23 protein-coding genes are annotated in these 26,202 nt (G+C 64.0%); 5 read left to right on the top strand and 18 right to left on the bottom strand.

Annotated features, from left to right (window positions below; all coding sequences use genetic code 11):
- Positions 1 to 70: 70 nt before the first annotated feature.
- Positions 71 to 1,258 (bottom strand): ABC transporter substrate-binding protein, encoded by a 1,188-nt coding sequence (locus MOE34_RS22345; RefSeq protein WP_242224843.1) that lies wholly within the window; start codon positions 1,256 to 1,258, stop codon positions 71 to 73.
- Between the two features lie 199 nt (positions 1,259 to 1,457).
- Here MOE34_RS22345 and MOE34_RS22340 point away from each other — a divergent pair, with 199 nt between their 5' ends.
- A complete protein-coding gene (locus tag MOE34_RS22340; protein WP_242224841.1) occupies positions 1,458 to 2,189 on the top strand; it encodes a GntR family transcriptional regulator in 732 nt (243 codons plus the stop codon).
- 85 nt (positions 2,190 to 2,274) lie between these two features.
- On the opposite strand, the gene nrdF is transcribed toward MOE34_RS22340, so the two are convergent.
- From nrdF to MOE34_RS22315, 5 genes are all read right to left on the bottom strand, one after another.
- Entirely contained in the window at positions 2,275 to 3,264 is a 990-nt protein-coding gene (nrdF, locus tag MOE34_RS22335; RefSeq protein ID WP_242224413.1) for a class 1b ribonucleoside-diphosphate reductase subunit beta, read from the bottom strand.
- Between the two features lie 21 nt (positions 3,265 to 3,285).
- Complete coding sequence (gene nrdE, locus MOE34_RS22330; protein ID WP_242224882.1) at positions 3,286 to 5,445, bottom strand: class 1b ribonucleoside-diphosphate reductase subunit alpha; 2,160 nt, start codon at positions 5,443 to 5,445, stop codon at positions 3,286 to 3,288.
- A gap of 5 nt (positions 5,446 to 5,450) precedes the next feature.
- On the bottom strand, positions 5,451 to 5,849 hold the full coding sequence (gene nrdI, locus MOE34_RS22325; protein WP_242224839.1) for a class Ib ribonucleoside-diphosphate reductase assembly flavoprotein NrdI: 399 nt from the start codon (positions 5,847 to 5,849) through the stop codon (positions 5,451 to 5,453).
- An 18-nt stretch (positions 5,850 to 5,867) separates the two neighbouring features.
- Positions 5,868 to 6,089 carry a glutaredoxin-like protein NrdH gene (gene nrdH / locus MOE34_RS22320; protein ID WP_160785706.1) on the bottom strand — a complete coding sequence of 74 codons (222 nt, stop codon included), beginning with the start codon at positions 6,087 to 6,089 and terminating at the stop codon, positions 5,868 to 5,870.
- A 465-nt stretch (positions 6,090 to 6,554) separates the two neighbouring features.
- Positions 6,555 to 7,784 carry an aromatic ring-hydroxylating oxygenase subunit alpha gene (locus MOE34_RS22315; protein ID WP_242224836.1) on the bottom strand — a complete coding sequence of 410 codons (1,230 nt, stop codon included), beginning with the start codon at positions 7,782 to 7,784 and terminating at the stop codon, positions 6,555 to 6,557.
- A gap of 314 nt (positions 7,785 to 8,098) precedes the next feature.
- Here MOE34_RS22315 and MOE34_RS22310 point away from each other — a divergent pair, with 314 nt between their 5' ends.
- Positions 8,099 to 9,484 carry a TrkH family potassium uptake protein gene (locus MOE34_RS22310; protein WP_431522464.1) on the top strand — a complete coding sequence of 462 codons (1,386 nt, stop codon included), beginning with the start codon at positions 8,099 to 8,101 and terminating at the stop codon, positions 9,482 to 9,484.
- A gap of 117 nt (positions 9,485 to 9,601) precedes the next feature.
- A complete protein-coding gene (locus tag MOE34_RS22305) occupies positions 9,602 to 11,557 on the top strand; it encodes a methyl-accepting chemotaxis protein (protein ID WP_242224833.1) in 1,956 nt (651 codons plus the stop codon).
- A 57-nt stretch (positions 11,558 to 11,614) separates the two neighbouring features.
- On the opposite strand, the gene MOE34_RS22300 is transcribed toward MOE34_RS22305, so the two are convergent.
- From MOE34_RS22300 to MOE34_RS22275, 6 genes are all read right to left on the bottom strand, one after another.
- Positions 11,615 to 12,505: a LysR family transcriptional regulator gene (locus tag MOE34_RS22300; protein ID WP_242224832.1), complete on the bottom strand. Its 891-nt coding sequence runs from the start codon at positions 12,503 to 12,505 to the stop codon at positions 11,615 to 11,617.
- A gap of 107 nt (positions 12,506 to 12,612) precedes the next feature.
- Positions 12,613 to 14,340 carry an amidohydrolase family protein gene (locus MOE34_RS22295; RefSeq protein WP_242224831.1) on the bottom strand — a complete coding sequence of 576 codons (1,728 nt, stop codon included), beginning with the start codon at positions 14,338 to 14,340 and terminating at the stop codon, positions 12,613 to 12,615.
- A gap of 104 nt (positions 14,341 to 14,444) precedes the next feature.
- Positions 14,445 to 15,254, bottom strand: a complete 810-nt coding sequence (locus tag MOE34_RS22290; protein ID WP_242224830.1) for an ABC transporter permease — start codon at positions 15,252 to 15,254, stop codon at positions 14,445 to 14,447.
- Positions 15,251 to 16,102, bottom strand: coding sequence for an ABC transporter ATP-binding protein (locus tag MOE34_RS22285; protein ID WP_242224829.1), 852 nt, complete (start codon positions 16,100 to 16,102; stop codon positions 15,251 to 15,253). The genes MOE34_RS22290 and MOE34_RS22285 overlap by 4 nt, the downstream gene beginning before the upstream one ends.
- A gap of 7 nt (positions 16,103 to 16,109) precedes the next feature.
- Entirely contained in the window at positions 16,110 to 17,105 is a 996-nt protein-coding gene (locus MOE34_RS22280) for an ABC transporter substrate-binding protein (RefSeq protein ID WP_242224828.1), read from the bottom strand.
- Between the two features lie 198 nt (positions 17,106 to 17,303).
- Positions 17,304 to 17,462, bottom strand: a complete 159-nt coding sequence (locus MOE34_RS22275) for a hypothetical protein (protein WP_160785714.1) — start codon at positions 17,460 to 17,462, stop codon at positions 17,304 to 17,306.
- Between the two features lie 357 nt (positions 17,463 to 17,819).
- On the opposite strand from MOE34_RS22275, the gene MOE34_RS22270 reads away from it, so the two are divergent.
- Positions 17,820 to 19,061 (top strand): AGE family epimerase/isomerase, encoded by a 1,242-nt coding sequence (locus tag MOE34_RS22270; RefSeq protein WP_242224826.1) that lies wholly within the window; start codon positions 17,820 to 17,822, stop codon positions 19,059 to 19,061.
- A 28-nt stretch (positions 19,062 to 19,089) separates the two neighbouring features.
- Entirely contained in the window at positions 19,090 to 19,500 is a 411-nt protein-coding gene (locus MOE34_RS22265) for a DUF3307 domain-containing protein (protein WP_242224825.1), read from the top strand.
- 15 nt (positions 19,501 to 19,515) lie between these two features.
- Here MOE34_RS22265 and MOE34_RS22260 read toward each other — a convergent pair whose 3' ends face one another.
- The 6 genes from MOE34_RS22260 to MOE34_RS22235 form a co-directional block, all read right to left on the bottom strand.
- Positions 19,516 to 20,658, bottom strand: a complete 1,143-nt coding sequence (locus MOE34_RS22260) for an alpha-hydroxy acid oxidase (RefSeq protein WP_277955670.1) — start codon at positions 20,656 to 20,658, stop codon at positions 19,516 to 19,518.
- Positions 20,659 to 20,831: 173 nt separating this feature from the next.
- Complete coding sequence (gene fba, locus MOE34_RS22255; protein ID WP_242224821.1) at positions 20,832 to 21,875, bottom strand: class II fructose-bisphosphate aldolase; 1,044 nt, start codon at positions 21,873 to 21,875, stop codon at positions 20,832 to 20,834.
- A gap of 253 nt (positions 21,876 to 22,128) precedes the next feature.
- On the bottom strand, positions 22,129 to 24,861 hold the full coding sequence (locus MOE34_RS22250; protein WP_242224818.1) for a DNA translocase FtsK: 2,733 nt from the start codon (positions 24,859 to 24,861) through the stop codon (positions 22,129 to 22,131).
- Between the two features lie 190 nt (positions 24,862 to 25,051).
- The gene (mnhG, locus tag MOE34_RS22245; RefSeq protein WP_431522463.1) at positions 25,052 to 25,444 is read right to left on the bottom strand and encodes a monovalent cation/H(+) antiporter subunit G; all 393 of its coding nucleotides are present in this window, start codon (positions 25,442 to 25,444) and stop codon (positions 25,052 to 25,054) included.
- A gap of 2 nt (positions 25,445 to 25,446) precedes the next feature.
- Positions 25,447 to 25,728 (bottom strand): K+/H+ antiporter subunit F, encoded by a 282-nt coding sequence (locus MOE34_RS22240; RefSeq protein WP_242224816.1) that lies wholly within the window; start codon positions 25,726 to 25,728, stop codon positions 25,447 to 25,449.
- The gene (locus MOE34_RS22235; RefSeq protein WP_242224814.1) at positions 25,725 to 26,201 is read right to left on the bottom strand and encodes a Na+/H+ antiporter subunit E; all 477 of its coding nucleotides are present in this window, start codon (positions 26,199 to 26,201) and stop codon (positions 25,725 to 25,727) included. The genes MOE34_RS22240 and MOE34_RS22235 overlap by 4 nt, the downstream gene beginning before the upstream one ends.
- Position 26,202: the final 1 nt, after the last annotated feature.

Here is a 26,202-nt window from a genome sequence, read left to right as displayed (position 1 = left end):
CAAAGGAAGACCCGGCCGGGCGACAAGCGCCGCCCGGATCCCCTTATCGTGTCAGTGCCTTTGGCTCCGATCAGTCGACCTGGCCGACGAACAGCGTCTCGAACTTGCCGCTCTTGTATTCGTTGACGACGAGCGGGACAGAGACCTGACGCTTCTGGCCGAAGGAGGTCATGCCGACATATTTCAGCTTGGCGTCGCCCTTCATGAAGGGGTTCGGGGCCTCAAACGTGTCCATGGTCTTCTTGTACTCGTCGACATTGTCGATGGCTGCCGGGTTCGCCTTCAGCGTCTCGATGATGTATTCGAGAGCGTAGACCTTGGTGTTGGACTCGTCGTTGTATTCGCCGAACATCTTGGTGTAGCGGTCGACGAACTCCTTCATCGTGTCGCTGGCCAGCTCCGGCGTGGAAGCGCCGCCGACCGAGATGAAGCCTTCGGCAAGGTCGCCTGCGCCTTCCTGCAGCACGGCCGCGTCCTGCGCCGTTTCCGTGGAGATGAGGCCGGTATAGCCGAGCTCGCGCGCCGAGCGGATGAGCTGCGGGGCATTGGCCGGCGAGACGCCCGAAAGGACGAGCAGGTCGGGCGCGGCCTGGATAACCGGCAGAAGCACCGGCGTGAAGTCGGTCGTATCCACCTGGTAGGTCACGTTGCCGGAGACGACTTCCAGGCCGAGCGCCTGTGCGGCCGCGACGCCGGACTCGCGCTGGCTCAGCGGGTCGGATTCGTTGGCGGCGACGAAGGCCACCTTCTTCACGCCCTTGTTCTCCATGAGGTACTTATAGATGGCCGGACCCGACTGATAGTTGGCCACCATGCCGAGGATCGCGTTGGATGCCGGCGGAGAGAAGAGCGCCTTGGGGAAGGAATAGGGGAAATACATGATGCCGCTCTGCTCGGCGACCGGGCGGACGGCCGCCGCGCCGTCATCGACGTTCGGGCCGACGACATAGTGGATGCCGTCCTGCGCCATCTTCTCCATGCCGGCGATGGCGCGCTTGGGGTCCTTCTGGTCGTCGAAGGCGACGATCTCGATATCGTAGGTCTTGTCGCCGATCTTCACGCCGCCGAGTTCGTTGAGCCAGGCGGCGCGGGCCTCCATCGAGCGCTGGTTGGAAATGCCCCAGGCCGCGGCGGGGCCGGAGGTGACGCCGACAAAGCCGACCTTCAGCTTGGCGTTCTCGGCATATGCCATCAGGGGCATCGCCAAGACGGTCGCCGCGGCAAGGGCGGAAAACTTAAGGAATGTGCGCTTGTGCATTGTGTTCTTCCTCTGGGCCATTGATCTGTTTTCTATTTGGCAGACGGACCGCGTAGGCGGCCCCGTTCAACCTTGGCCAGAGCATTGAGCGCATTGTTAACAATTTTGTCAAGCGCTCGTAAACAAGATTTCAGAAGCATGTCGACGAAATAGACGCTTGTTGGTCAACCAAATCGGACCTATTACATAGGCTCGCAGCATGAGCGCGCATATCGAGGTGAAGGACGTGGCAGAGGTCGGCAGGGGCAATCCCGTGGAAGCGGAGGAGATCGACGAGAGCGAGATCGTCGAGCGCATCTTCGAAGCGGTGATGGAGCAGCGGCTGCCCCCCGGCACCAAGCTTTCCGAATCGGCCCTTTGCGACGCCTTCGGCGTCGGCCGCATGCGCATCCGCCGGACCCTGCTGCTGCTCGCGAGCCGCGAGGTGGTCGAGCTTCATGCCAATCGCGGCGCCTTCATCGCCTCCCCCACCGCCGAGCAGGCGCGGGAAGTCTTCGAGGCGCGGCTGACGCTGGAGCCGAACATCGCGCGCCTTGCCGTGCAGCGCGCCAGCGACGACGACATCGCCATGCTGGTCCGTCATCTGGAAATGGAGCACGCCGCCCATGACGAGCGGCATCGCCACGATGCGATCCGCCTCTCCGGCCAGTTCCACACCATGCTCGCACAGGTCGCCGGCAACGCCATCCTCCTGCGCACCATGAAGGAACTCGTCGCGCGCACCTCGCTGATCATCGGCATCTTCGGCGCTCCGGGTGTGCACAACTGTCGGGACGACGAGCACACCTCGATCGTCGAGGCTTTCCACGCGCGGGATGCGGAACGGGCCGCACGCATGATGACGATCCACCTCAAGCACATCGAGCGCCACCTTCAGATCGGCGCGCGCACCGGCGACGCCGTCGATCTGGTCAAGCTTTTCGGCAGGTAGACGCCGCGCGGCGCGGCCCGGACAAGCAAAACCCCAGCCCGGGATTTCCGGAGCTGGGGTTGAAACATGCCGGGACTATCCGTCTTCAGAAGTCCCAATCGTCGTCTTCGGTGGCGACGGCTTTGCCGATGACGTATGAGGATCCGGAGCCGGAGAAGAAGTCGTGGTTCTCGTCGGCGTTGGGCGAGAGGGCCGACAGGATGGCGGGGTTGACCTTGCAGGCCTCGGGCGGGAACAGCGCCTCGTAGCCGAGGTTCATCAGCGCCTTATTGGCGTTGTAATGCAGGAACTTCTTGACGTCCTCGGTGAGGCCGACGGCGTCGTACAGGTCCTCGGTGTACTTCGCCTCGTTGTCGTAGAGTTCCAGCAAGAGATCGAAGGCGAAGTCCTTGATCTCCTGGCGGCGCTCTTCCGACAGGCGCTCCAGGCCCCGCTGGAACTTGTAGCCGATATAGTAGCCGTGCACCGCCTCGTCGCGGATGATCAGGCGGATGAGGTCGGCCGTGTTCGTCAGCTTCGCCCGGCTCGACCAGTACATCGGAAGATAGAAGCCGGAATAGAACAGGAAGCTTTCCAGGAAGACCGAGGCCACCTTCTTCTTCAAGGGGTCGCCCGAGGCGTACTGCTCCATGATCAGCGTCGACTTCCTCTGCAGGAACTCGTTCTCCTCAGACCAGCGATAGGCGTCGTCCACGTCCGGCGTCAGGCACAGCGTCGAGAAGATCGACGAATAGGACCGCGCATGCACCGCCTCCATGAAGGAGACGTTCGACAGAACCGCCTCCTCGTGCGGCGTCACGCTGTCCTCCATCAGCTTCACCGAGCCGACGCCGTTCTGGATCGTGTCGAGCAGCGTCAGGCCGGTGAACACCCGGATCGTCAGCTGCTGCTCCTGCGGCTTCAGCGTCGCCCAGGACGGGATGTCGTTCGACAGCGGCACCTTCTCCGGCAGCCAGAAGTTCCCCGTCAGGCGGTTCCACACTTCGAGGTCCTTGTCGTCCTCGATGCGGTTCCAGTTGATCGCGCGGATCGCGCTCGCGGCCTTGGCCGCCTTCGTCTTCACGTGGCTGTTCATGTTCGTCACCAGAAGGTCAGGTCAAAGCGCGCAGGAGACACAGCCCTGCACTTCCGTGCCGGACAGCGCCATCTGGCGAAGGCGGATGTAGTAGATCGTCTTGATGCCCTTCTTCCAGGCATAGATCTGCGCCCGGTTGATGTCGCGCGTCGTCGCCGTGTCGCGGAAGAACAGCGTCAGCGAAAGACCCTGGTCGACATGCTGCGTGGCCGCCGCATAGGTGTCGATGATCTTCTCCGGGCCGATCTCGTAGGCGTCCTGGTAGTAATCCAGGTTGTCGTTCGTCATGAAGGCGGCCGGATAGTAGACGCGGCCGATCTTGCCTTCCTTGCGGATCTCGATCTTCGAGACGATCGGATGGATCGAGGAGGTCGAGTGGTTGATGTAGGAGATCGAGCCCGTCGGCGGAACCGCCTGGAGGTTCTGGTTGTAGAGACCGCCCTTCATCACCTCGGCCTTCAGCGCCAGCCAGTCCTCCTGCGTCGGAATATGGATGCCGGCCTCCTCGAAGAGACCCTTCACCTTCTCCGTCGCCGGCAGCCATTCGGCCTCGGTGTACTTGTCGAAATATTCGCCCGAGGCATACTTCGAGTTCTCGAAGCCCTTGAAGGTCTCGCCCTTCTCCACCGCGATCCGGTTCGACGCGCGGATGGCGTGGTAGGTCACCGTGTAGAAGTAGATATTGGTGAAGTCGACGCCTTCTTCGGACCCATAGAAGATCCGCTCGCGGGCGAGATAGCCGTGCAGGTTCATCTGGCCGAGGCCGATGGCGTGGCTGTCGTCGTTGCCCTTCTCGATCGACGGCACCGAGGAGATGTGGCTCATCTCGGAGACCGCCGTCAGCGCGCGGATGGAGGTCGCGATCGTCTGGCCGAAGTCGGGGCTGTCCATGGCGGCCGCGATGTTCAGCGAGCCGAGATTGCACGAGATGTCCTTGCCCATCTTCGAATAGGACAGGTCCTCGTTGAACTCGCTCGCCTCGCTGACCTGCAGGATCTCCGAGCACAGGTTGCTCATGGTGATGCGCCCGGCAATCGGGTTCGCCCGGTTCACCGTGTCCTCGAACATGATGTAGGGATAGCCCGACTCGAACTGGATCTCGGCGATCACCTGGAAGAAGTCGCGCGCCTTGATCTTCTTCTTCTTGATCCGGCCGTCCTCGACCATCTCGCGGTACTTCTCCGTCACCGAGATCTCGGTGAACGGCACGCCGTAGACCCGCTCCACGTCATGCGGCGAGAACAGGTACATGTCCTCGTTGTTCTTCGCCAGCTCGAAGGTGATGTCGGGGATGACGACGCCGAGCGACAGCGTCTTGATGCGGATCTTCTCGTCGGCGTTCTCGCGCTTGGTGTCGAGGAAGCGCATGATGTCGGGGTGGTGCGCGTTGAGATAGACCGCGCCCGCGCCCTGGCGCGCGCCGAGCTGGTTGGCGTAGGAGAACGAATCCTCCAAAAGCTTCATGACGGGAATGACGCCCGACGACTGGTTCTCGATCTGCTTGATCGGCGCGCCCATCTCGCGCAGGTTCGTCAGCGACAGCGCAACGCCCCCGCCGCGCTTGGAAAGCTGCAGCGCCGAGTTGATCGACCGGCCGATGCTCTCCATGTTGTCCTCGACCCGCAGCAGGAAGCACGAGACCAGCTCGCCGCGCTGCTTCTTGCCCGCATTGAGGAAGGTCGGCGTCGCCGGCTGGAAGCGGCCCGAGATGATCTCGTCCATCAGCTCGCGCGCAAGCTGCTCGTTGCCGCGCGCAAGCGTCAGCGCCACCATGCACACCCGGTCCTCGTAGCGCTCCAGGTAGCGCTTCCCGTCGAAGGTCTTCAGCGTATAGGACGTGTAGTACTTGAACGCGCCGAGGAACGTCGGGAAGCGGAACTTCCTGTCATAGGCGGCGTCGAACAGGTCGCGCACGAAGTTGAACGCGTACTGGTCCAGAACCTCCTGCTCGTAGTAGCCCTCCGTCACAAGGTAATCCAGCTTCTCCCGCAGATTATGGAAGAAAACCGTGTTCTGGTTGACGTGCTGCAGGAAATACTGCTTGGCCGCCTGACGGTCCTTGTCCAGCTGGATCCGCCCCTCCTCGTCGTAGAGGTTCAGCATCGCGTTCAGCGCATGATAATCCACCCCCGTGATCTCAGGGGACTTCAAGGCCTTCTCACCTGCATCGCGGTGCGTCATCGTGTTCAGCGTGTCCAAAATCGTTCCAGTCCCTGTCTGACATTGGCGACGTCCTCATCCGTGCCGAGCAACTCGAAACGATAGAGGAACGGCACGGCGCACTTGGCGGCGATGATATTGCCCGCCGTCGCGTATCCCGTGCCGAAATTCGTATTGCCCGCCGCGATCACGCCGCGGATCAGGCTTCTGTTGTGCGGATTGTTGAGGAAGCGGATGACCGGCTTCGGCACCGCCCCCTTCTCACCGCCGCCACCGTAGGTCGGCAGCACCAGCACGAAGGGCGCATCGACCTCCGGCGGCTCCTCGCTCGCATCGACCGGCAGCCGCACCGCCGCCAGCCCGAGCTTCTGGACGAAGCGGTGGGTGTTTTCCGACCGGCTGGAAAAATAGACGAGGCCGCCCATATCCCGCCGCCCCCGAAATCAGGCCAGCGCGCTGATCATGTCCGGGCGGAAGCCGGCCCAGTGCTGCTCGCCGGCGATCACCACCGGAACCTGGCGGTAGCCCAGGCCCTGCACCAGCGCGAATGCATCCGCGTCCTGCGAGATGTCGACGACGCTGTAGTCGATACCCTGGCGATCGAGCGCGCGCGTCGTCGCTGTGCACTGGACGCAGGCAGGCTTCGAATAGACGGTGATGGACATGGCTTTCCTCGTGTTTCTCTCGATGTCATTCACACCGACCCATCCGCCGAGGGGCCAATGTGGGGCGGACAAGCGCGCCCCGCCACCCGTGAGGGACCGAACGCAGGGCGCCGCTGCAGTTGCGGGGGTGGCTCCGGCTCTGCGCAGGCACTGTGGCCGCTGCATGCCGGGTTCCCGTTCCGGCTGGCCACCCTTACGAATCGGCGCGCCTGAACACTATATATAGTATCCTAGGTAAAAATTACGTCAATGACTGGGATGAAATCCGACGAATGAAATGAAAATTGTCTGCAAGTGCTGTGGATAGCGGGGAGACGGCGCGATATCCACAACAAGCATGCCAGGGTGCGCGCATTCCCCCTTTTCCCTTCCCTCGGAATCGGGCATGGGCATCCCCAAACGATTGTGGCCCGATCCTTGGGACCGGGCCACGAACACGGTGACGGGACAGCGCGGCTCCGCGCGTCAGGCCCGGCTGATCTCGTCCAGATACCAGTTGATATAGCGCAGCTCGTTCTGCTCCATCGGCGCGATCGGCCCCGGCACGAAATAATGCGACTGCACGCCCCGCGCCGTATGCTCGATGATCGCCTTGTCCTCCGCCGTGGTGACCGTCCACAGCCAGGTGAGCTTTGTCAGGTCGTAGTCCCTGCCCTCTTCCGCCTTGCCGTCCACGAGCCAGATCAGCTCCATCTCGCAGCTATCCGCCGTCTTCGGGATGAAGCGGTAGATCATGCCGTGATCGGGATAGCAGACGAGGAAGGTCGTGCCGCCGAGATGGATGGAGGTCACGCCGCCGTCGAAATCGGTGAAACGGCCCATCAGCGGAGCGACGGCCTTGCCGTCCTCGCTGCCGCTCTGCACCCCGTCGTAGAGCGCGTAGCGGAAGGCATGGATCGCCTCGCGGCCCTCGCGCGAGGTCTGCCAATGGTTGCCGGAGCCGACCTCGATGCCGAGCGCGCAGGTGCGCGCCTCCATCGCCTCGTTCAGCGCCTCGATCATGTGAAGGGGCTGCTCCAGCGCGTGGGTTTGCGAATATTCGGGATGCGCCGGCCCGCAATGATAGCATTCCACATAGTTCTCCACGGCCAGCTTCCAGTTGGCCGAAACCGGATAGGTCTCCCGGTGGGCGATCCTTGCGCTCGCCCAGCCGTACTGGCCGCAGGTTGCGTGCAGGAGGTTCTCCACCTCGGAGAAGTCCAGGGGCTGCTCGGCGAAGGAGATGAAGATCAGGCCCTCGACGACGCGCACATGCAGGGTCTTCAGCCCGTGCTCCTCCCGCTTGAAATCCTTCGGCATGAGGCGCGCGGCCCGGAGGCTTCCATCGTTGGCGTAGGTCCAGGCGTGATAGGGACAGACGAAGACGCGCGCATTGCCCTTCTGCTTCGTGCAGACTTCCGCACCGCGATGGCGACAGACATTGAGCATGGCGTGGACCGATCCGTCGGCCGTGCGGGTGACGATCACCTGCTCGGTATCGATGCGGAAGACCTCGAAATCGTTGACGTTCGGGATCACGCTCTCATGGGCGATGCAGTGCCAGTGTCGGCGGAAGACCCGCTCCATGTCGCGCCGGTAGATCTCCGGATCGCAATAGAACGCGCGGGCAAGCCCGTGGCCCGGCCGATGCGCGGCAATAAGGCGATCGATGGGATCGGCAGATTGATCGATTGCAGCTTCCGCGGTCGTTGCCATGCTCATTGTCCCTCAGCATCGTTTCAGGATCAGTATTCGGCAGGCACGGGCTTAAACAAGGTCCGGTATCGACCTCAATTAATCGAAGGTCTCGATTACGCGTCGACAGCAGAGGCGCGGGCCGGGCGCGCGCGGCCCCCGGCCCTCGCATGCCCCTCCTTGAGTTCGGCCGATAGACAGGCTACGGCCTTTCTGCCGCTCCATGGCGAGGCCATCGCCGAGCGCTGCTCCCTGGGATCAATTTCGTGAACGCGACGGTCTATCGCTCAGCCATCAACATCGCGGCCATCTGCGGCCTCTATCTGGCGGCCGCCATGCTTGTTCCCGCCGCGGTGGACCTTTATTTCGGCCATCGCGACTGGCAGGTCTTCCTGCTCTCGGCGATGCTGGTCGGGGGGCTTTCGCTGCTGGCCGCCGCCGCCACGCGCGCCGGCCCGCCGCCGTTCAACAAGAAGATGGGCTTCCTGCTCGTCAACCTGCTCTGGCTCGTCTTCTCGCTCGTCGGCGCCGTTCCCTTCATGCTGTCGTCCCTCGACCTCGGCTTCGCCAAGGCCCTGTTCGAATCGATCTCCGCGATCACCACGACCGGCTCCACCGTCATCTCCGGCCTCGACCATGTTCCGCCCGGCATCCTGATGTGGCGCTCGCTGCTGCACTGGCTCGGCGGCATCGGCATCGTCGCGCTCGGACTTTTCGTGATGCCCTATCTGCGCGTCGGCGGCATCTCCTTCTTCAAGATGGAATCCTCCGACACGAACGACAAGCCCTTCGCCCGGATCGCCAGCTTCACGCGCGCCTTCGTCCTCGTCTATGTGCTGATCACCATCGCCTGCACGCTTACTTTCGCCGTTCTCGGCATGAGCCGCTTCGACGCCATCAATCACGCCATGGCGACGGTGGCGACCGGCGGCTTTTCCACCCATGACGCATCCTTCGGCTATTTCAACAGCCTGCCGCTGCTCTGGGCCGCCACCTTCTTCATGACCGTGTGCAGTCTGCCCTTCTCAATCCTGATCGTCTTCATGGTGCGCGGCCGCCTCGATGCGCTGCGCGACCCGCAGATCGCCGTGTTCCTCGCCTATCTCGTCGCCTTCTCCATCGCCATCGCCGTCTATCACCGGCTGCAGAACGGCGTGCCGTTCCACGCCGCTCTCGCCCATTCCTTCTTCACCGTCTCGACGATCCTCTCCACGACTGGCTTTGCCAGCGAGGACTATACGCTCTGGGGACCCTTCGTCGTCGCGATGGCCTTCTTCATGACCTTCATGGGCGGCTGTTCCGGCTCGACAGCCGGCGGCATCAAGGCCTACCGCTTCATCATCCTCTTCAATTCCATCCGCACGGGCCTCTACAAGCTCATCTACCCCAACGGCATCCATGCCGTGCGCTACGGCAACATGACGGTGGACGCGGACCTGCAGCGCAGCGTCGTGCTGTTCTTCACCACCTATCTCATGCTGTGGGCGGTCGGCAGCCTCGCCATGTCGGCCATGGGCTACGACGTGGTGACGTCCACCTCGTCCGTCATCACCGCGCTCTCGAATGTCGGGCCGGGGATCGGTCCCATCGTTGGGCCGGCCGGCAATTTCTCGACGATCTCCGATCCGGCCCTTTATCTGCTGTCCCTGATGATGCTCCTCGGACGCCTTGAGGTGCTGACCGTGCTCGTCGTGCTGACGCCGCTGTTCTGGAAGAGCTGACGGGCGATTCCCTCCCGAAGCGAAAAGGTCTTTTTCCATTTCAGAACAGAGAGTTTAAATCAAATCTAACCGCCGCCCTCTACCCGTGGAGCAGTTTCTCCATAACAGGCGGCCGCCATGCGCAATATCCCGATCATCGGCAAATTTCTCCTCATCCTCAGTGCGTTCGGCCTGTTCGTGGCCGGCGTCACAGCCTACAGCACGTCACGCATCTCCTTCATCGATTCCGCCTATACCTCGCTGCTGGACGAGGACTCCACGGCGACGCTGATGCTGGCGCGCGCCAGCCGCAGCCTGGTGTCCGCGCGCTCGGCCATCGCCGATGTCCTGATCGCCCGCACCAAAGAGGCCAAAGACGCCGCCGTCGAGGACATGACGCTGAGCGAAGGCTTCTTCACCAAGCAGATGGACACCGCCATGACCGCCGTGGAGGACAGCACGCGGATCAAGGCGATCAAGGCCAGCGCGCTCGACGCCCTGAACACCAATTGCGGCCCGCTGGTCGCCGCCGCTGCCGCGACCTTCGACGACGCCGCGAACATCCGGGCGCAGACCGAGTTCGCAACTGACTGCAAGCCCGCCTTCACCGCCGCCATCGCCGCCCTGACCGACGAGATTAACAGCATCACCGCCACGGCCGAGGCCCGCCAGGCAGCGCTCATCGAAACCACGCGCGCCACCATCATGACGACGGTTCTCAGCGTCGTCATCGGCCTGGCGACGATCCTGATCGCCAGCTTCTTCGCCGTGCGCGCCTGGATCTCCCGTCCGCTCAACACGCTGGCCGGCACCATGACGACGCTCGCGGGCGGCAATCTCGACATCGACATCGCCGAGACCGACCGTCGCGACGAAGTGGGCGGCATGGCCCGCGCCGTGCAGGTCTTCAAGGACAACGGCCTGCGCACCCGAACCCTGGAGGCCTCCTCCGAAGCCGCCCGCCACGCCAGCGAGGCCGAGCGCGAGCGCAATCTGGAAGCCGACCGTGTGCGCAGCGCCGCCATGGCGCAGGCCACCGAAGGCCTTGCCGGCGGCCTCAAGCGCATGGCCGGCGGCGATCTTTCCTGCGAGCTGACCCAGGCCTTCTCGCCGGAATTCGAATCCCTGCGCCAGGATTTCAACGCCGCCGTCGGCCAGTTGCGCACCGCGCTGCACTCGGTCTCCGAGGCCACCGGCTCCATCGACAGCGGCTCGCGTGAGCTGAGCCAGGCCGCCAACGACCTGTCGCGCCGCACCGAGCAGCAGGCTGCCGCCCTCGAGGAGACCGCCGCCGCCCTCGACGAGATCACCGCGAACGTCTCCCAGTCCTCCAAGCGCGCCGAAGAGGCCCGCAGCAAGGCGCTGGAAGCCAACGGCTCGGCCAACCACTCCACCGTGGTCGTCTCCGACGCTGTTGCCGCCATGCAGCGCATCGAGCAGTCTTCCGGCCAGATTTCCAACATCATCGGCGTCATCGACGAGATCGCCTTCCAGACCAACCTGCTTGCCCTCAATGCGGGCGTGGAAGCGGCGCGTGCCGGTGAAGCCGGCAAGGGCTTCGCCGTCGTGGCGCAGGAAGTGCGCGAGCTTGCCCAGCGTTCGGCGCAGGCGGCCAAGGAGATCAAGGAACTGATCCGCCATTCGGCAAGCGAGGTGGAAGGCGGCGTGCGTCTCGTGATGCAGACCGGCGAGGCGCTGAAGGTGATCAACCAGCATGTCAGCGACATCAACCTCCAGCTCGACGCCATCGCCCTTTCGGCGCGCGAACAGTCGGTCGGCCTTGCGGAAGTGAACGCCGCCGTCAACCAGATGGACCAGACGACGCAGCAGAACGCCGCCATGGTGGAGCAGTCGACGGCCGCCAGCGCCTCGCTGGCCGGCGATGCCGAGAAGCTGCGCCAGCTTGTCGGCCAGTTCCAGGTCGGTACCGTCGCCGGCTCCGGCCGCGTCCATGCCGCAGCAGCACCCGTCCGCGCCGGCACGGCCTCGCAGCCTGTCGCCTCGCCGGCCCGCCGGATGGTCGGCAAGCTCGCCAGCGCCTTCGGCGGTGGCAGCGCCGCCCCCGCCATCGAGCAGGGCTGGGACGAGTTCTGACAAAGACCGGGCGCGCCGCTCAGACGGCGACGCGTCCCTTTCCGTCCTGCACAACGCTCAGTGCAGGGAACGCTTCAGATCTTCCGCGAAGATGGTGGCCGCGATGGCCCTTCCGCGCTTCTCGCGCTGGACCAGCGAAAGCACGTTCTTGCCGAACGTCCCGTCCCGGATGGAAATATAGGAGAGCGTGCCGTTGTGCTGCTCTTCCGCCACGTCGAACTTGCTGAGGAAGGCAATCCCGTCGCTGAGGGCGGCGAGAGATTTCATGGCCTCGATGGAGTTCGTGACGAAGGTCGGCTCGGCGACGAGACCGGCCGTCGTGAAGGCTTCCGAGACGATGGAATGCATGACCATCGACCGATCCGCGAAGATCAGCGGGTAGCCGAGGCAGTTCCTCAGCGGCATCATTTCCAGTCCGGCGAGCGGATGGTCGCTCGACACCACCGCGCCGAGGCGTGTTTCGAACCGCACGAGCGTTTCGATCTGCGCCGTCGTCGGCAGGTTGAAGGCAAGGCCGAGATCGGCCTCGCCATCGGCCACCGACTTGACGATCTCGCGGATCGGCATGTTGCGAATGGAGAGTTTGATGCGCGGATGACGGGAGCAGAAGCCGGTCGCCGTCTTGGCGACGATCCCTTCCGCAAGCCCGTTGGTCGTGGCGATGATCACCTCGCCGCTCTGCAGGCCCTTGATGTCGCGGATTTCCGCCTCGACCTGGCTGTATTCCTTCATGGTTCGCCGCACATGCGCGACTAGAATCTCGCCCGCCGGCGTCAGCCGCAGGCCGCGCGGCAGGCGCTCGAACAGCGGCTCGCCGATGGCCTCCTCCAGTTGAAGGATATGCTTGTTGATGGCGGAGGGGGCGACATGCAGGGAATCGCCCGCCGCCCGGATGGAGCCGAGGCGCGCGACCTCGTCGATATAGCGCAGCACGCGCGAATGCAGCATCACTCATCCTCGGACGGGATCGGTCCTGCACGAAAATACCGGTTTCCGGGCACAGATCAATCGAGGATCCCCGCGCGGGGAGTGCGGGGGATCCTCCGGCCCACCGCTCAGTGCATGAGCCTGAACCTGTGGAGGGAGATGAAGAGGGATAGGAGCTTGTTGACGACGGGTTCGCCCTCGTTGCGGTTGCCGAGGTCCTCGAGCGCCGCGTCGATGGAACTTGCCGCCGCCGTCAGCTCCGACACCGTCATGTTCGCCATCACCCCGTAGATCTCCAGCGGCAGCGCCGCCTTCTCCACCCCACCGTCCGTCACGATGCAGGCCCCCGCATGGCTGTCCACCTGCTTGATGCAATGGCACATCTCCGCGCTGTCCTCGCCCACGATCACGAAATACGGCTTCGGCGCGGGCCAGAACGTCGCGACAGCACCACGGTCGAGCGAGACGCCCTTGAACAGGCCGTTGACGATGTGACGCTGGCCCTCCGCATAGCGCTGCACCACCGAAAGACGGCTGTACTTCACGCCGTCCACCTCCGGAACGATCCGGCCGTCTTTCAGCGGAACCCAGACCTCCTGGTAGAACTTCGCATGGCCACGGCCATAGACGTCGAACAGATACACCTTCGCGCTCTTGCCGTCCTCCGACACCTCCAGCGGCACGATGTCGAGCTGGTCGGGCGTCAGATCGTTCAGACCCGGAACGCCCTTCTTGCACATGCCCGAATAGTCGATCGCGGCGTTCTTCAGGATCTTGCGGTCCTTCGCCACAAGCTCCCCATCCTTGAACACATAGAGCGGGTTGATCTTCGACAGGCTGTCCGTCAGCACGATGTCGGCGAAGCGGCCCGGCGTCAGCGAGCCGATCCTGTCCTCCATGTGGAAGGACCGCGCCGTGTTCAGCGTCGCCATCTTGATCGCATGGATCGGGTTGATGCCCATCTCGGCACACAGCGAGATGATCCAGTCCATATGCCCCTGCGTCAGCAGCCGCTCGACGGAGATATTGTCCGTGCACAGCATGAAATTGTCCGTCGGCCACTTGCGGTCGACGATGGCGCGCAACAGCACCTTGATCACCTCCGCGCTGCCCACGCCGAACTTGATATGGGTCGGGAAGCCGTAGCGGATGCTCTTCTCGATGTCCTTCTCGTTCCAGACGTCGTGGTTGTTCGAGCAGCCGATGGCCGGCAGGTAGTTCAGCACCATGTCGGAAAGTGCCGTGACGCCCCAGTGGCCGTTCATGAAGCCGCCGCGCGCGCGCACCCAGGCGGCCTTGCGGAAGTCGTCGTCATTGCCCGACGAATAGGTGAAGTGCTCGAACTCGCCGAGACCGATCACCGGCTCCATGTCGAGCACCCGGTTCGTCACCGCCGCCGAGACCTTCTTGCCCGGGGCGAAGGCATAGAGGCGGTAGGGCAGCTTGTCATGGTCGCGGAAGAGGTTCTCGGCCGCTTCCACGCCCTCCTCGCCGGCTGCGCTCAAGAGGTCGAGGCATTCGGAATAGATCGTCGTCGTGCCGCAGGGCACCATGGCCTCGGCGAGCGCGGTCGGATGGGCGAGCTGGGATTCGAAGTGGATATGGGCGTCGATCAGGCCGGGGATGGCGTAAAGCCCCTTGCCGTCGAACACCTCCTTCACCTTCACCACGCTCTCGTCCGGGTTCAGCGCGACGATGCGCTTGTCGTAGACCAGGATCGAGCCCTGGTAGACCGTCTCGCCATGCACATCCAGGATGTTCAGGTTCTTCAGGAGAAGATCCGCCTCGCGCTCTCCCTGCAGGATCGCGTAGATCGCACGGACCTTGTCGTAGTGTACTGTTTCCATGTAGCTCATCTGAATGTTCCTGCATTCCGTGATGTTGGCATGAGGGGTTCCTGCCCATGCCCGCGCGGGGCATGGGGGACCGTCTCTGGTCGATTGGTCTTCCTGCGTGCGGGCTAGCCGTGCCCGCGCTCCTCCGCATGGCTCTCGTGCCAGGACCCGATCGCCCAGTTCGACAGCGCCGACATGACGACGAAGAGCGCGATGCCGACGAGGGTGATAAGGCCGAGCGCGGCGAACATCAGCGGGATGTCGAGCTGGAAGCCGGCCTGGAGGATCTCATAGGCAAGGCCCGATCCCATTCCGCCCGTACCGGCCACGAATTCCGCGACGACCGCCCCGATCAGCGCAAGGCCGCTCGATATGCGCAGGCCCGCGAAGAAATAGGGCAAGGCGCTCGGGATTCGCAGGCGCATCAGCGTCTGCAACCGGGACGCCTTGTTGGCGCGGAAGAGGTTCACCAGCCCCGGATCGACGCTGCGCAGCCCGAGCGTGGTGTTCGAGATGATCGGGAACAGCGCCACGATCGCCGCGCAGACCGTCAGCGCCAGCCGCGTGTCCTTCACCAGGATGATGATAAGCGGCGAGATGGCGACGATGGGCGTGACCTGCAGGATGATCGCATAGGGAAACAGGCACGCCTCGATGAGACGGCTCTGGTTGAACACGAAGGCGATGGCCGTGCCGACGACCACCGCGACGACGAAGGCCTGCAGCGTCACCATCAGCGTCACCGACAGCGCCCTGAGCAGCGACGGCAGGTTCGCCGTGAAGCTCGTCCAGATGTCGGTCGGCTTCGGGAAGAGGTAGATCGGCACCTCTTTGACGGTGCAGAGCACCTGCCAGAGGATGAGGAGGATGACGCCAACGGCGATCGGCCCGGCGATGCGGAGCGTGCTGTCGAAGTTTGCACTCGCGGTCTTCATGGTTTTGCTCCTTGCGCCATGGTGCCGGACTTCTCCGACGCTTCGCGCAGTTCCCGCGACAGCTCCGCGCAAAGCGCTGCAAAGCGCGGGCTGCCCCGGAAGGCCTCGTCGCGCGGCCAGGGGGCGTCGATGTCGATGATCTTCGAGATGCGGCCCGGCCGGGCCGCCATGACGACGACGCGCGTCGACAGGAAAACCGCCTCGTAGATCGAGTGGGTCACGAAGACGATGGAAAGGCCCTTCTCGCGCCAGAGGTCGAGAAGATCGGAATCCAGCTTGTTGCGGGTGAACTCGTCCAACGCGCCGAAGGGCTCGTCCATCAGGAGGAGGTTCGGTTCCGTCACCAGCGAGCGCGCGATGGACACGCGCATGCGCATGCCGCCGGAAAGCTGGCGGGGCAGCCGGTCCTCGAATCCGGCCAGCCCCACCTTCTCAAGCGCCTGCCGTACCCGCTCGTCCGCCTCCTTGCGGGGCGCCCTGGCGAGATCGAGCGGTAGGCGCACATTCGCCTGGATCGTTGCCCAGGGCATCAGCGTCGCGTCCTGGAAGACGATGGACAGCGACTTGCCCGTCGTCCCCGTCTGGTCGAACGAACCGCCCCACCAGCGCATTTCGCCGGCAGAGGGCTTCAAGAGGTTCGTCATCATGCCGAGAAGCGTGCTCTTGCCGCAGCCCGACGGGCCGATCAGCGTCAGGAACTCGCCCGGCTCCACGCGCAGGTCGACGGGTTCAAGCCCCCTGAAACCGTTGGGGAACGTCTTCTCCGCCGAGCGGACATCGATGACGGGTGTCTCAGGGGCAAGCGCCATGTCGTTTTCGACCTTCCTTGAAAGTGCCAGAGGGGCCATCCTTGCCTCAATCCGGCTTGATCTTCAGGTCCTTCACGTAGTCGGTCGTGAAGGCGTCCTTCCAGTTCGTCTCGGCCTTCAGCAGGCCGGCGGAGACCATGTAGTCGTAGCTCGCCTTCCAGCGCTCTTCCTTCATGATGCCGATGCCGTCCGTCGCCGCGTCGCCGCCGGCGACAAGGCCCAGTTCCTTCATGCGCTTCAGCGCGAAGGCGAGCTGTTTGTCGGTCATCTTGGGATTGGCCTGCTTGATCAGCGCATTGCCGGCCGACGGATCGGCGAGATAGCTCTTCCAGCCCTCGATCGAGGCGCGCACGAACTTCTCCACCACATCCGGCTTGCCGTCGATGACATCCGTGCGCGTGACGAGCGTGATGCCGTAGGGCGGATAGCCCTCGTCGGCGAAGAGGAAGAAGTTGTAGGGCACGCCCTGCTGCTCGAGCGTGAACGGCTCGGAGCTGGGGAAGGCTTGCTGGGCCGCCTGCGGATCGACGAGGAACGGCTGGACATTGAAGGTATACGGCTTGACCTGCGAATCCTGGAGGCCGTACTTGGACTTCAGCCACGGCCACCAGGATGCCCGGGCGGTCGTCGCGATCATCAGGGTCTTGTCCTTGAGGCCCTCGAGGCTCGAAACGTCCTTGTGGGTCAGCATACCGTTGACGTCGTGCTGGAACATGGCGGCAACCGCCTTGACCGGCAGCTTCTGCTCGACGCCGCTCAGGACCTGGAAATCGAAACCGTTGTAGAAATCGGTCTCGCCGGCGAGCAGAAGCTGCATGCCGTTGATCTGCGGCCCGCCCATCTTGATGGTGACGTCGAGGCCCGCCTTCTCGTAAAGCCCCGTCGCCTTGGCCTGGTAGAAGCCGCCATGTTCGGCCTGCGCATACCAGCTCGTCATGAAGGTGACCTTCTGGAGGTCCTCGGCCGCCGCCATCGCCACCGAGCACAGAAGTGCAACCGACGCGCCGAGCAGCAGGCGCGCCTTATCCGTCGTATTCTTCATCTTGTTCCTCCCAAAACGGTAGCCGGCACCTCCCAGAGCCTGCTTCCCACGGGTATCAAAAGCGAAGAAGACGTTTCCGAAAAGCATTATTAAATGCACGGAGCGCGCTCTTTTCGAGCACGCAAAGGATCACGCATACGGCCACCCTTCCGGATAGCCGGCACAATTCACCTATGACGATGACGGCGGATGGAGGTGTCAGACGAGGCCGAAGACGACGGCGCTGACGAAGAGGAAGGCACCGGCGACGGCGACATTGTTGACGAGAATCTGACGCTCGGCACGACGCGCCCGACGCGTATTCAGGGCGCCGAAAGCGCCTGCTGCGGAACGGCCGTCGAGATTCGCATTGCTCATCGCCATCTTTCCTTGCTTGGGAGTCCTGAAGGCGCTCCCTTGGGGCGGAATGTCATCTCCGCCCGCTCTCTCCGCATATTCATATAGTATCCCTATAAGATTGGTAGGCTATTTTTTCTCATTTTCGCCGCAATCGTAAATTCGCGTTCCCGCCGCCGGCCGGCCGAACCGTACGGCCCGCGGGTTGCGATGCACTTCTTTCTGGGTCATAAAACCCTCCCCATCTGTCGAGGCCAGCCGTCATCGCGAGCGTTGCAGGCCGTGCGTGATCCCCACGCCACGGCGCTCCCCGCCCGCGTTCAGGCATGCCCCGGCACCGGAAAAGACTATGCGGACCGAGAAGAAGGAGAACGCATCATGGGCGAAACGGGACAGCTCGGCACGGCCTGGCGCAAGCGCGACTACCACCGTCAATGGCTCTGGCGGGAAGCGAACCGCCTGTTCGACTTCTTCCAGAACCGGGCCTTCAATCCGCTCGGCGGTTTCCATGAGCTCGACGCGGAGGGCCGGCCGATCAATCCCGGCAATCCGGTGCGCGGCATCCATTCCACGGCCCGCATGGTGCATTGCTTCGCCATCGGCAGCCTGCTCGGCCGTCCCGGTTCGGACGCGATCGTCGACCACGGCATGAAGTATCTCTGGGAAAAGCACCGCGATCACGAGCGCGGCGGCTACCACTGGTCGCTCGACAATTCCGGCCTGCTCGACACGAGCAAGCAGGGCTACGGCCATGCCTTCGTGCTGCTCGCCGCCTCCAGCGCCAAGGTCGCCGGCCATCCGGACGCCGACCGCATGATCGCCGACATCACGCAGATCCTGGAAGAGCGCTTCTGGGAGCGCGAACACGGGGCCATCGCGGAGGAATTCGAGGCGGACTGGACTCCGGTTCCCGGCTATCGCGGCCAGAATTCCAACATGCATCTCACCGAGGCTCTGATGGCCGCCTTCGAGGCGACGGGCGAGAGAAGCTATCTCGACAAGGCCGAAAGCATCGCCGACCTCCTCATCCGCCGCCGCGCGGGCGAAAACGGCTTCCGCGTGCCCGAGCATTTCGACGAAAACTGGGTTCTGGACAAGGACTATAGCGGCCACGAGATGTTCCGCCCGGCCGGCACCACTCCCGGCCACTGGCTGGAATGGGCGCGCCTCATCCTCCAGCTCTACGCGCTCGGCGGCAGGAAGCACGCCTGGATGCCGGAGGCCGCGAGAGCGCTCTTCGCCCAGTCCGTCACGCTCGGCTGGGACAAGGAGAAGGGCGGCTTCTTCTATACGCTCGATTGGAATGACGAGCCGGCCAAGCGCTACAAGTTCTGGTGGCCGATCGCCGAAGGCGCCGGCGCGGCCGCATTCCTCTGCGAGCATATGCCGGACGATTTCCACGAAACCTGGTATCGCACCATCTGGGACACGATCTCCCGCCACTTCCTCGACCAGGATCGCGGCGGCTGGCATGAAGAACTGACCGAGGACCTTGCGCCGAGCTACACCCTGTTCGCCGGCAAGGGCGACATCTATCATGCGCTGCAGGCCTGCCTGATCCCGCTCTATCCGGCGACGGGCAGCCTGACGAAGGGCATCATCGAGGCGGGCGGCAACTGACGATCCGGCCTATCGGTACGGGAGCGCAATGATCGACATACCGGACCAAATTTCAACCCTGTGGATCGCCGCCGCCTCGGCGGCGTTCCTCGCCAAGCACTTCCTTGCCGATTTCCTCTTCCAGACGGACTGGATGGCGGCGGGCAAGGAGAAACCGCGGGGCTGGCTGCCGCCGCTTGCCGCCCATGCCGGCGTGCATGGCGCGATGACCGCCGCGCTTTTTCTCGCCGTCGCGCCGCCGCTCGCCTGGCTGGGCCTTGCCGACGCCATCTTGCACGGCCTCATCGACCGGCTGAAGAGCCTTGCCGCCCGGCGCATGCGGGTAACGCCCCGGCAGGCCGGTTTCTGGTGGCTCTTCGGCGCGGACCAGAGCCTGCATCACCTGACCCATCTCGGACTGGCGATCCTGCTGGCCGCCGCCGGAACCCCGGCGGCGTAAACCGCGCCGGCCCGCCTAAACGTCCTTGTGCAGGTTGTCGCGCGAGAGGTTCTTCAGGTCGCGTTCGCCGCACAGCGCCATGGTGACGTCGAGTTCCTTGCGGATGATCTCCAGCGCGCGGTGCACGCCTGCCTTGCCACCCGCACCGAGGCCGTAGAGGAAAGGACGTCCGATATAGGTGCCCTTGGCGCCGTAGCAGATCGCCTTCAGCACGTCCTGGCCCGAGCGAATGCCGCCGTCCAGATGCACTTCCATCCTGTCGCCCACCGCATCGACGATGCGCGGCAGCATGCTGATCGAGGAGGCCGCGCCGTCGAGCTGGCGACCGCCGTGGTTGGAGACGATGATCGCATCCGCCCCGCTGCCGAGCGACATGCGCGCATCCTCCTCGTCGAGGATGCCCTTGAGGATGAGCTTGCCGCCCCAGCGGTCGCGGATCCACTCGATGTCCTTCCACGAAAGCTGCGGGTCGAACTGTTCCGAGGTCCAGGAGGAGAGCGACGAGAGATCCGTGACGCCCTTGGCGTGGCCGACGATGTTGCCGAAGGTGCGGCGCTTGGTGCCCAGCATGTCGAGGCACCAGAAGGGCCGCGTCGCCATCTGCCACACATGCTTCGGGGTGAAGCGCGGCGGAGCGGAAAGGCCGTTGCGCAAATCCTTATGGCGCTGGCCGAGGATCTGCAGGTCGAGTGTCAGCACGAGGGCCGAGCAGCCGGCCGCCTTGGCGCGGTCGATGAGGTTATGGACGAAGTCCTTGTCCTGCATCACGTAGAGCTGGAACCAGAAGGGCTTCGTGGTGACGGAACGCACATCCTCGATGGAGCAGATGCTCATGGTGGAGAGCGTGAAGGGCACGCCGAACGCCTCGGCCGCCTGCGCGGCGAGCATCTCGCCGTCGGCATGCTGCATGCCGGTGAGGCCGGTCGGCGCGAGCGCCACGGGCATGGAGACCTTCTCGCCGATCATCTCGCTTTCCAGCGATCGGTCGGTCATATCGACAAGCACGCGCTGGCGGAGCTTGACCTTATGGAAGTCCTCCTCGTTGGCGCGATAGGTACCTTCGGTCCAGGCGCCGGAATCGGCATAATCGAAGAACATCTTCGGCACGCGACGGCGCGCCTGCTTCTTGAGGTCAGCGATCGTCAGGGCCTGTTCCACGCTCATGTCGTCCTCGCACCGGCCGCGCATCGCGGCATTCCGCTTCCGTATGGGTCGCAATCTTTTACGGGCAGGCTCGTCCGCCCGCAACGGATTCGTGCGGGCATGCGGCGCAAAAAACAAAACCCTCCCGGCGGAAGACCGGGAGGGTGTCAGGATGAGCCGGAAGCGGCTTACTTCGTAGCGTAGAACTTCGCCATGTCGGGCAGGCGCTTGACGCGGATGCTGGAGGCCTTGCCGGCGGTGCGGAAAGCCTCGAAGCGTTCCTTGCAGACTTCCATCATGCGGGCGGTCGCCGGCTTGAGGTAGTTGCGCGGGTCGAAATTGTCCGGCTTTTCCTTGAAGTTCTTGCGGATCGTGCCGGTCATGGCAAGGCGCAGGTCCGTGTCGATATTGACCTTGCGCACGCCGAGCGGGATCGCCTTCTGGATTTCGGCGACCGGCACGCCCCAGGTCTGCTTCATCTCGCCGCCATAGGTGGTGAAGAGATCCTGCAGATCCTGCGGAACAGAGGACGAGCCGTGCATGACGAGATGGGTGTTCGGCAGCTTCTTGTTGATCCTGGCGATCGTGTCGATCGACAGGATGTCGCCGTCCGGCGCGCGGGTGAACTTGTAGGCGCCGTGGCTGGTGCCGATGGCGACGGCGAGCGCGTCGACGCCCGTCTTGGAAACGAAGTCGAGCGCCTGGTCCGGGTCGGTCAGCAGTTCCTCGCGGGAGAGCTTGCCCTCGAAGCCGTGGCCGTCCTCCTTGTCGCCCGCGCCCGTTTCCAGGTTGCCGAGGCATCCAAGCTCACCCTCGACCGAAACGCCGGCCGCATGCGCGATCTTCACGACTTCGGCGGTCACATCGACATTGTACTCGTAGCTGGCAACGGTCTTGCCGTCGGCGAGCAGCGAACCGTCCATCATGACGGAGGTGAAGCCGTTGGTGATGGCCGAGATGCAGGTGGAGGGCTGGTCGCCGTGGTCGAGATGCAGGCAGATCGGGATATGCGGATACTCCTCGGCCGCGCCGAGGATAAGGTGACGCAGGAAGGCATCGCCGGCATAGGAGCGCGCACCGCGGCTCGCCTGCAGGATCACCGGGGAGTCCGTGGCATCCGCCGCGCGCATGACCGCCTGGATATATTCCAGGTTGTTGACGTTGAATGCGGGCAGTGCGTAGTCGTTCTCCGCTGCGTGATCGAGCAATTGCCGCATGGTGATCAATGCCATTCCTGTCCTCCTTGGATGCAGATTTCTTAGGGTTGGCGGCACTATTCACTCATCGTCCGCCATATGCAACAGGCCTGAAAGACCCCATCAAAGGCCAAATCGATTAAATGGAGCGGCGGAAATAAATTTCTTGCGGAAACGGTAAAAATCCGGCCCGCAGGTGCAGGCCGGATTGCGAAAATCCATTCGGATTCAGATAAATAGGACTATTGCGCGCCCCGGCCGCGGAACCATCAACGGCCGGGATCAGGTGTTATTCCGCGTCGTCCGCTTCCGGCGGCTGGAAGCCGCCACGCTCACCGGTGATGATCTCGCGTTTGCCGACATGGTTGGCGGGGCCGACGAGGCCCTCCTTCTCCATGCGCTCGACGAGGGATGCGGCGCGGTTGTAGCCGACGGCAAGACGGCGCTGGATATAGGAGGTCGAGCACTTGCGGTCGCGCATGACGACCTTGACGGCCTTCTCGTAGAGGTCGTCGCCGTCTTCGGAGGCGATGTCGCCCTTGTCGAAGACCGCACCGCCGGCAGCCGGCTTCTCGTCCTCTTCTTCCTCTTCGTCCGCCGTCACCGTCTCCAGATATTCCGGACGGCCCTGGGCCTTCAGGTGCAGCACGACCTTCTCGACTTCCTCGTCGGAAACGAACGGGCCGTGGACGCGCGAGATGCGCCCGCCGCCGGCCATGTGCAACATGTCGCCCTGACCGAGGAGCTGTTCGGCACCCTGTTCGCCGAGAATGGTGCGGCTGTCGATCTTCGACGTCACCTGGAAGGAGATGCGCGTCGGGAAGTTCGCCTTGATCGTGCCGGTGATGACATCGACGGACGGACGCTGCGTCGCCATGATCAGGTGGATGCCGGCGGCGCGGGCCATCTGGGCGAGACGCTGGATCGCCCCTTCGATCTCCTTGCCGGCGACCATCATCAGGTCGGCCATCTCGTCGACGATGACGACGATATAGGGCATCGGCTCGAGGGAGAGTTCCTGCTCCTCGTTGATCGCCTCGCCGGTTCCCTTGTCGAAGCCGGTCTGGACGCTGATCGAGATGGACTCGCCCTTGTCGCGGGCGACAGCAACGCGGTTGTTGTAGCCGTCGATATTGCGAACGCCGAGGCGCGACATCTTCCTGTAACGGTCCTCCATCTCGCGCACCGCCCATTTCAGCGCCATGACGGCCTTCTTGGGATCGGTGACGACGGGGGTCAGGAGATGCGGGATACCGTCGTAGATCGACAGTTCCAGCATCTTGGGATCGACCATGATCAGGCGGCATTCTTCCGGGCGGAACCGGTAGAGCAGCGACAGGATCATCGTGTTGATGGCGACGGACTTGCCCGAACCGGTGGTGCCGGCGACGAGCAGGTGCGGCATCTTCGCGAGTTCCGCGATGACGGGCTCGCCGCCGATGGTCTTGCCGAGGCAGATCGGCAGCTTGAAGCCGGTCTTGGCGAAGTCCGGCGAGTCGATCATCTCACGGAAATAGACGGTCTCACGGGTGGCGTTCGGCAGTTCGATGCCGATGACGTTGCGGCCGGGCACGACGGCGACACGCGCCGAGAGCGCCGACATGGAGCGGGCGATATCGTCGGCAAGGCCGATGACGCGGGAGGACTTCACGCCCGGCGCCGGCTCGAATTCGTAGAGCGTGACGACGGGGCCGGGGCGGACATGGATGATCTCGCCGCGAACGCCGAAATCTTCCAGCACGCTTTCGAGCAGGCCGGCATTCTGCTCCAGCTGCTCCTGCGTCAGCACGAAGCCGACGGTGCGCGGCGGCTCCTGCAGGAGATCGCGCGGCGGATATTCGTAGGTGTCGGCGGTGGGCGTCGCAAGGGTGACCTGGAACGGCCGGGCGCGCGACAGAACCGACGAAGGCGTTTCACGGACAGGCTCGACGACGGCGGGCGGGGTGACGGCAACGGGGACCGGCTTGATGTCCTCGACGGCCGGAATGACGTCGGCAACCGTTTCGACGGCCGGGATCGCGACAGCGGCAACGGGTTCCGGCTTCACTTCGGGGAGCATAACCGCCGTTGCGACGGGCACCGGGCGCATAACGGCCGGGCGGCACTCGACGACCCGGAAGAGCGCGGCGATGGAAGACGGCTCCTCGCGCTTTTCGGGCGCAGGAACGGGAGCCGCGACGGCGACGGGCGCAGCGACAGGAAGCGGCATCCGCACGACGGTGACCGCGGGCCGGGCCGGCACGTCGGCGACAATCTCCTCCGGCGCCAGCGTCTCGAAGAAGGCATGGTCGGAGAGATGGGCGAAGCGGCGGATCGCCTCGCGCACGTCCGCTTTCACGGCAGGCGGCGCGACGGGAGCGACAGGCATGGCGGGAACAGGCTTCGGCGCGGTCAGGAATGCCGGAGCGGGCTTGAAGACGACATCGGCATCGGCAGGCACGCTGTTCGTCGCAGCCGACACGACCGCCTGGACGAATTGTGGCACCGGATCGACGGGCTGCGCCGCAACCGACGCCTGCTGCTCCTCGAAGCGGCGGCGACGATCGTCGAGCGCTTCGCGCAAGCGCTGCAGCAGCTCGGCATGGGAAGGCTGCACCGGCTGGGATTGCGGCGGGAGCTGCGGCGGCTGGGGCGTCGGCTGCATCTGGACGGGGGGCAGCATGGCCGGCTGCTCGACGGCAGGTTCGAGCCGCGCCAGTTCCTCGGCAGCAGCTTCCTCGATCTTGGCCGCGATCTTGTCCGGCGTGCGCGTGAAGCGGACATTCGGCGCCATGTAGAAATGGCTCTCCCAGCTACCGTCGGCATATTGGCCGGGATCGTAGCTGCGCAGGGCGGGCGAACGGAAACGGGGACGATAGTCCTCGTCATCGTTGGCTGCGGGCTGGTCTTCGGCATACCAGGCTTCCGCGTGCGGAGCCTGCTCGATCAAGCCGCTGTTTTCATGGGAGGAATACGAGACCTGCTCGTCATTCTCTCCTTCGGCTTCGAGGACGGGATAGAAGTTTGTTCTGGAAATACGCATGAACCTGAAATCTCGACGATCATTGCCGATAGGGATGCGTAGATGGTTAGAAAATGAAGGTTAACAATGTCTTTGGAGCGGACCAGAAACCTTCGACAAATCCCGTTTCAGGCCATCTCGAATCCGCCTGCGGGGCGGATTGCGAGCGTGTCGGACCGCTACAAAAATTTTCCGAAGAATTGCGCGGGGATCATTCCCCCGGGGCAGGCAGTCCCTCGTCCGCCGGCGGCTCGACGGGCGCCTCCGCAGGCACCTGCGGATTGCCCTCCGCCCGGTCGCGATGGAGCGCGGCGCGGGCGAGCAGCATCAGCGTAACGGGTGTGGTGACGGTGACGAAGATGCCGACGAGGATTTCATGCACGACAGGCCGCGTGCCGAGCACCGTGAAGAAGATCATCGAGGCCATGACGATGCCGCCCGTTCCCCAGCTCGTGCCGAGCGTCGGGGCATGGATGCGCTCGTAGAAGGTCGGCAGGCGGGCAAAGCCGATCGCGCCGATGAGCGTAAGGACGGAGCCGATCACGAGGAAGGCGGAAACGGCGATGGCGGCCCAGGCCGGCAGGTCTTTCGCGTGGTCCATCATGCTCATTCGATCACCTCCCCGCGCATCAGGAACTTCGCGAGCGCCACCGTCGCCACGAAGCCGAGCATGCCGATGACCAGCGAAGCCTCGAAATAGAGGTCCTTGCCGGTGCGGATGCCGAACACCATCATCATCAGCATGGAGCAGGCATAGAGCGTATCGAGCGCCAGAACGCGGTCCTGCGCGCGCGGGCCGCGAGACATGCGCAGGGCCGCAAGCACCATGGCGAGCGCGAGGCAGCCCTGGGAAAAAGTGACGGACCAGACGAGGATCGTGTGGCTCATTCGAAAATCTCCATCAGCAGCGCCTCGTAGCGCCCCTTGATCAGGGCGCGCCATTCCTCCTCCTCGACGAGGTCGAGCACGTGGATCAGCACCGTCCTGCTCAGCGAATTGTATTCGAGCCAGGCCGTGCCGGGCGTGCTCGTGACGATAACGGACAGCACCGCGAGCGCCGTCGGGTCCTGGAGGTCGAGCGGGACCGTCATGAAGCCGGACTTGAAGCTTGCCCTGCGGCCCCTGACGAGGATCGAGGCGACGGCGATGTTCGAGCGCACGATATCGTAGAGCACGATGCCGAGGAGCCTTGGCAGCAGATACCATTTCCGCAGGCGCGGCTTGGCCGGCCGCAGCGCCGCCACGCCCCAGGAGGCGAAGACCGAGACGATGCAGCCGAGGATGAGGTGGCCGAGCGTGAAGCCGTTGAGGGCGAGCCACATGAGGACGAGCGAGGCGCTGAGCAGCGGATAGGGCAGCATG

It is taken from the genome of Shinella zoogloeoides (assembly GCF_022682305.1).
GTDB classification, from domain to species: Bacteria; Pseudomonadota; Alphaproteobacteria; order Rhizobiales; family Rhizobiaceae; genus Shinella; species Shinella zoogloeoides_B.
Note: the sequence above shows the minus strand (reverse complement) of the source record. Positions and strands in the feature narration are given on the sequence as shown.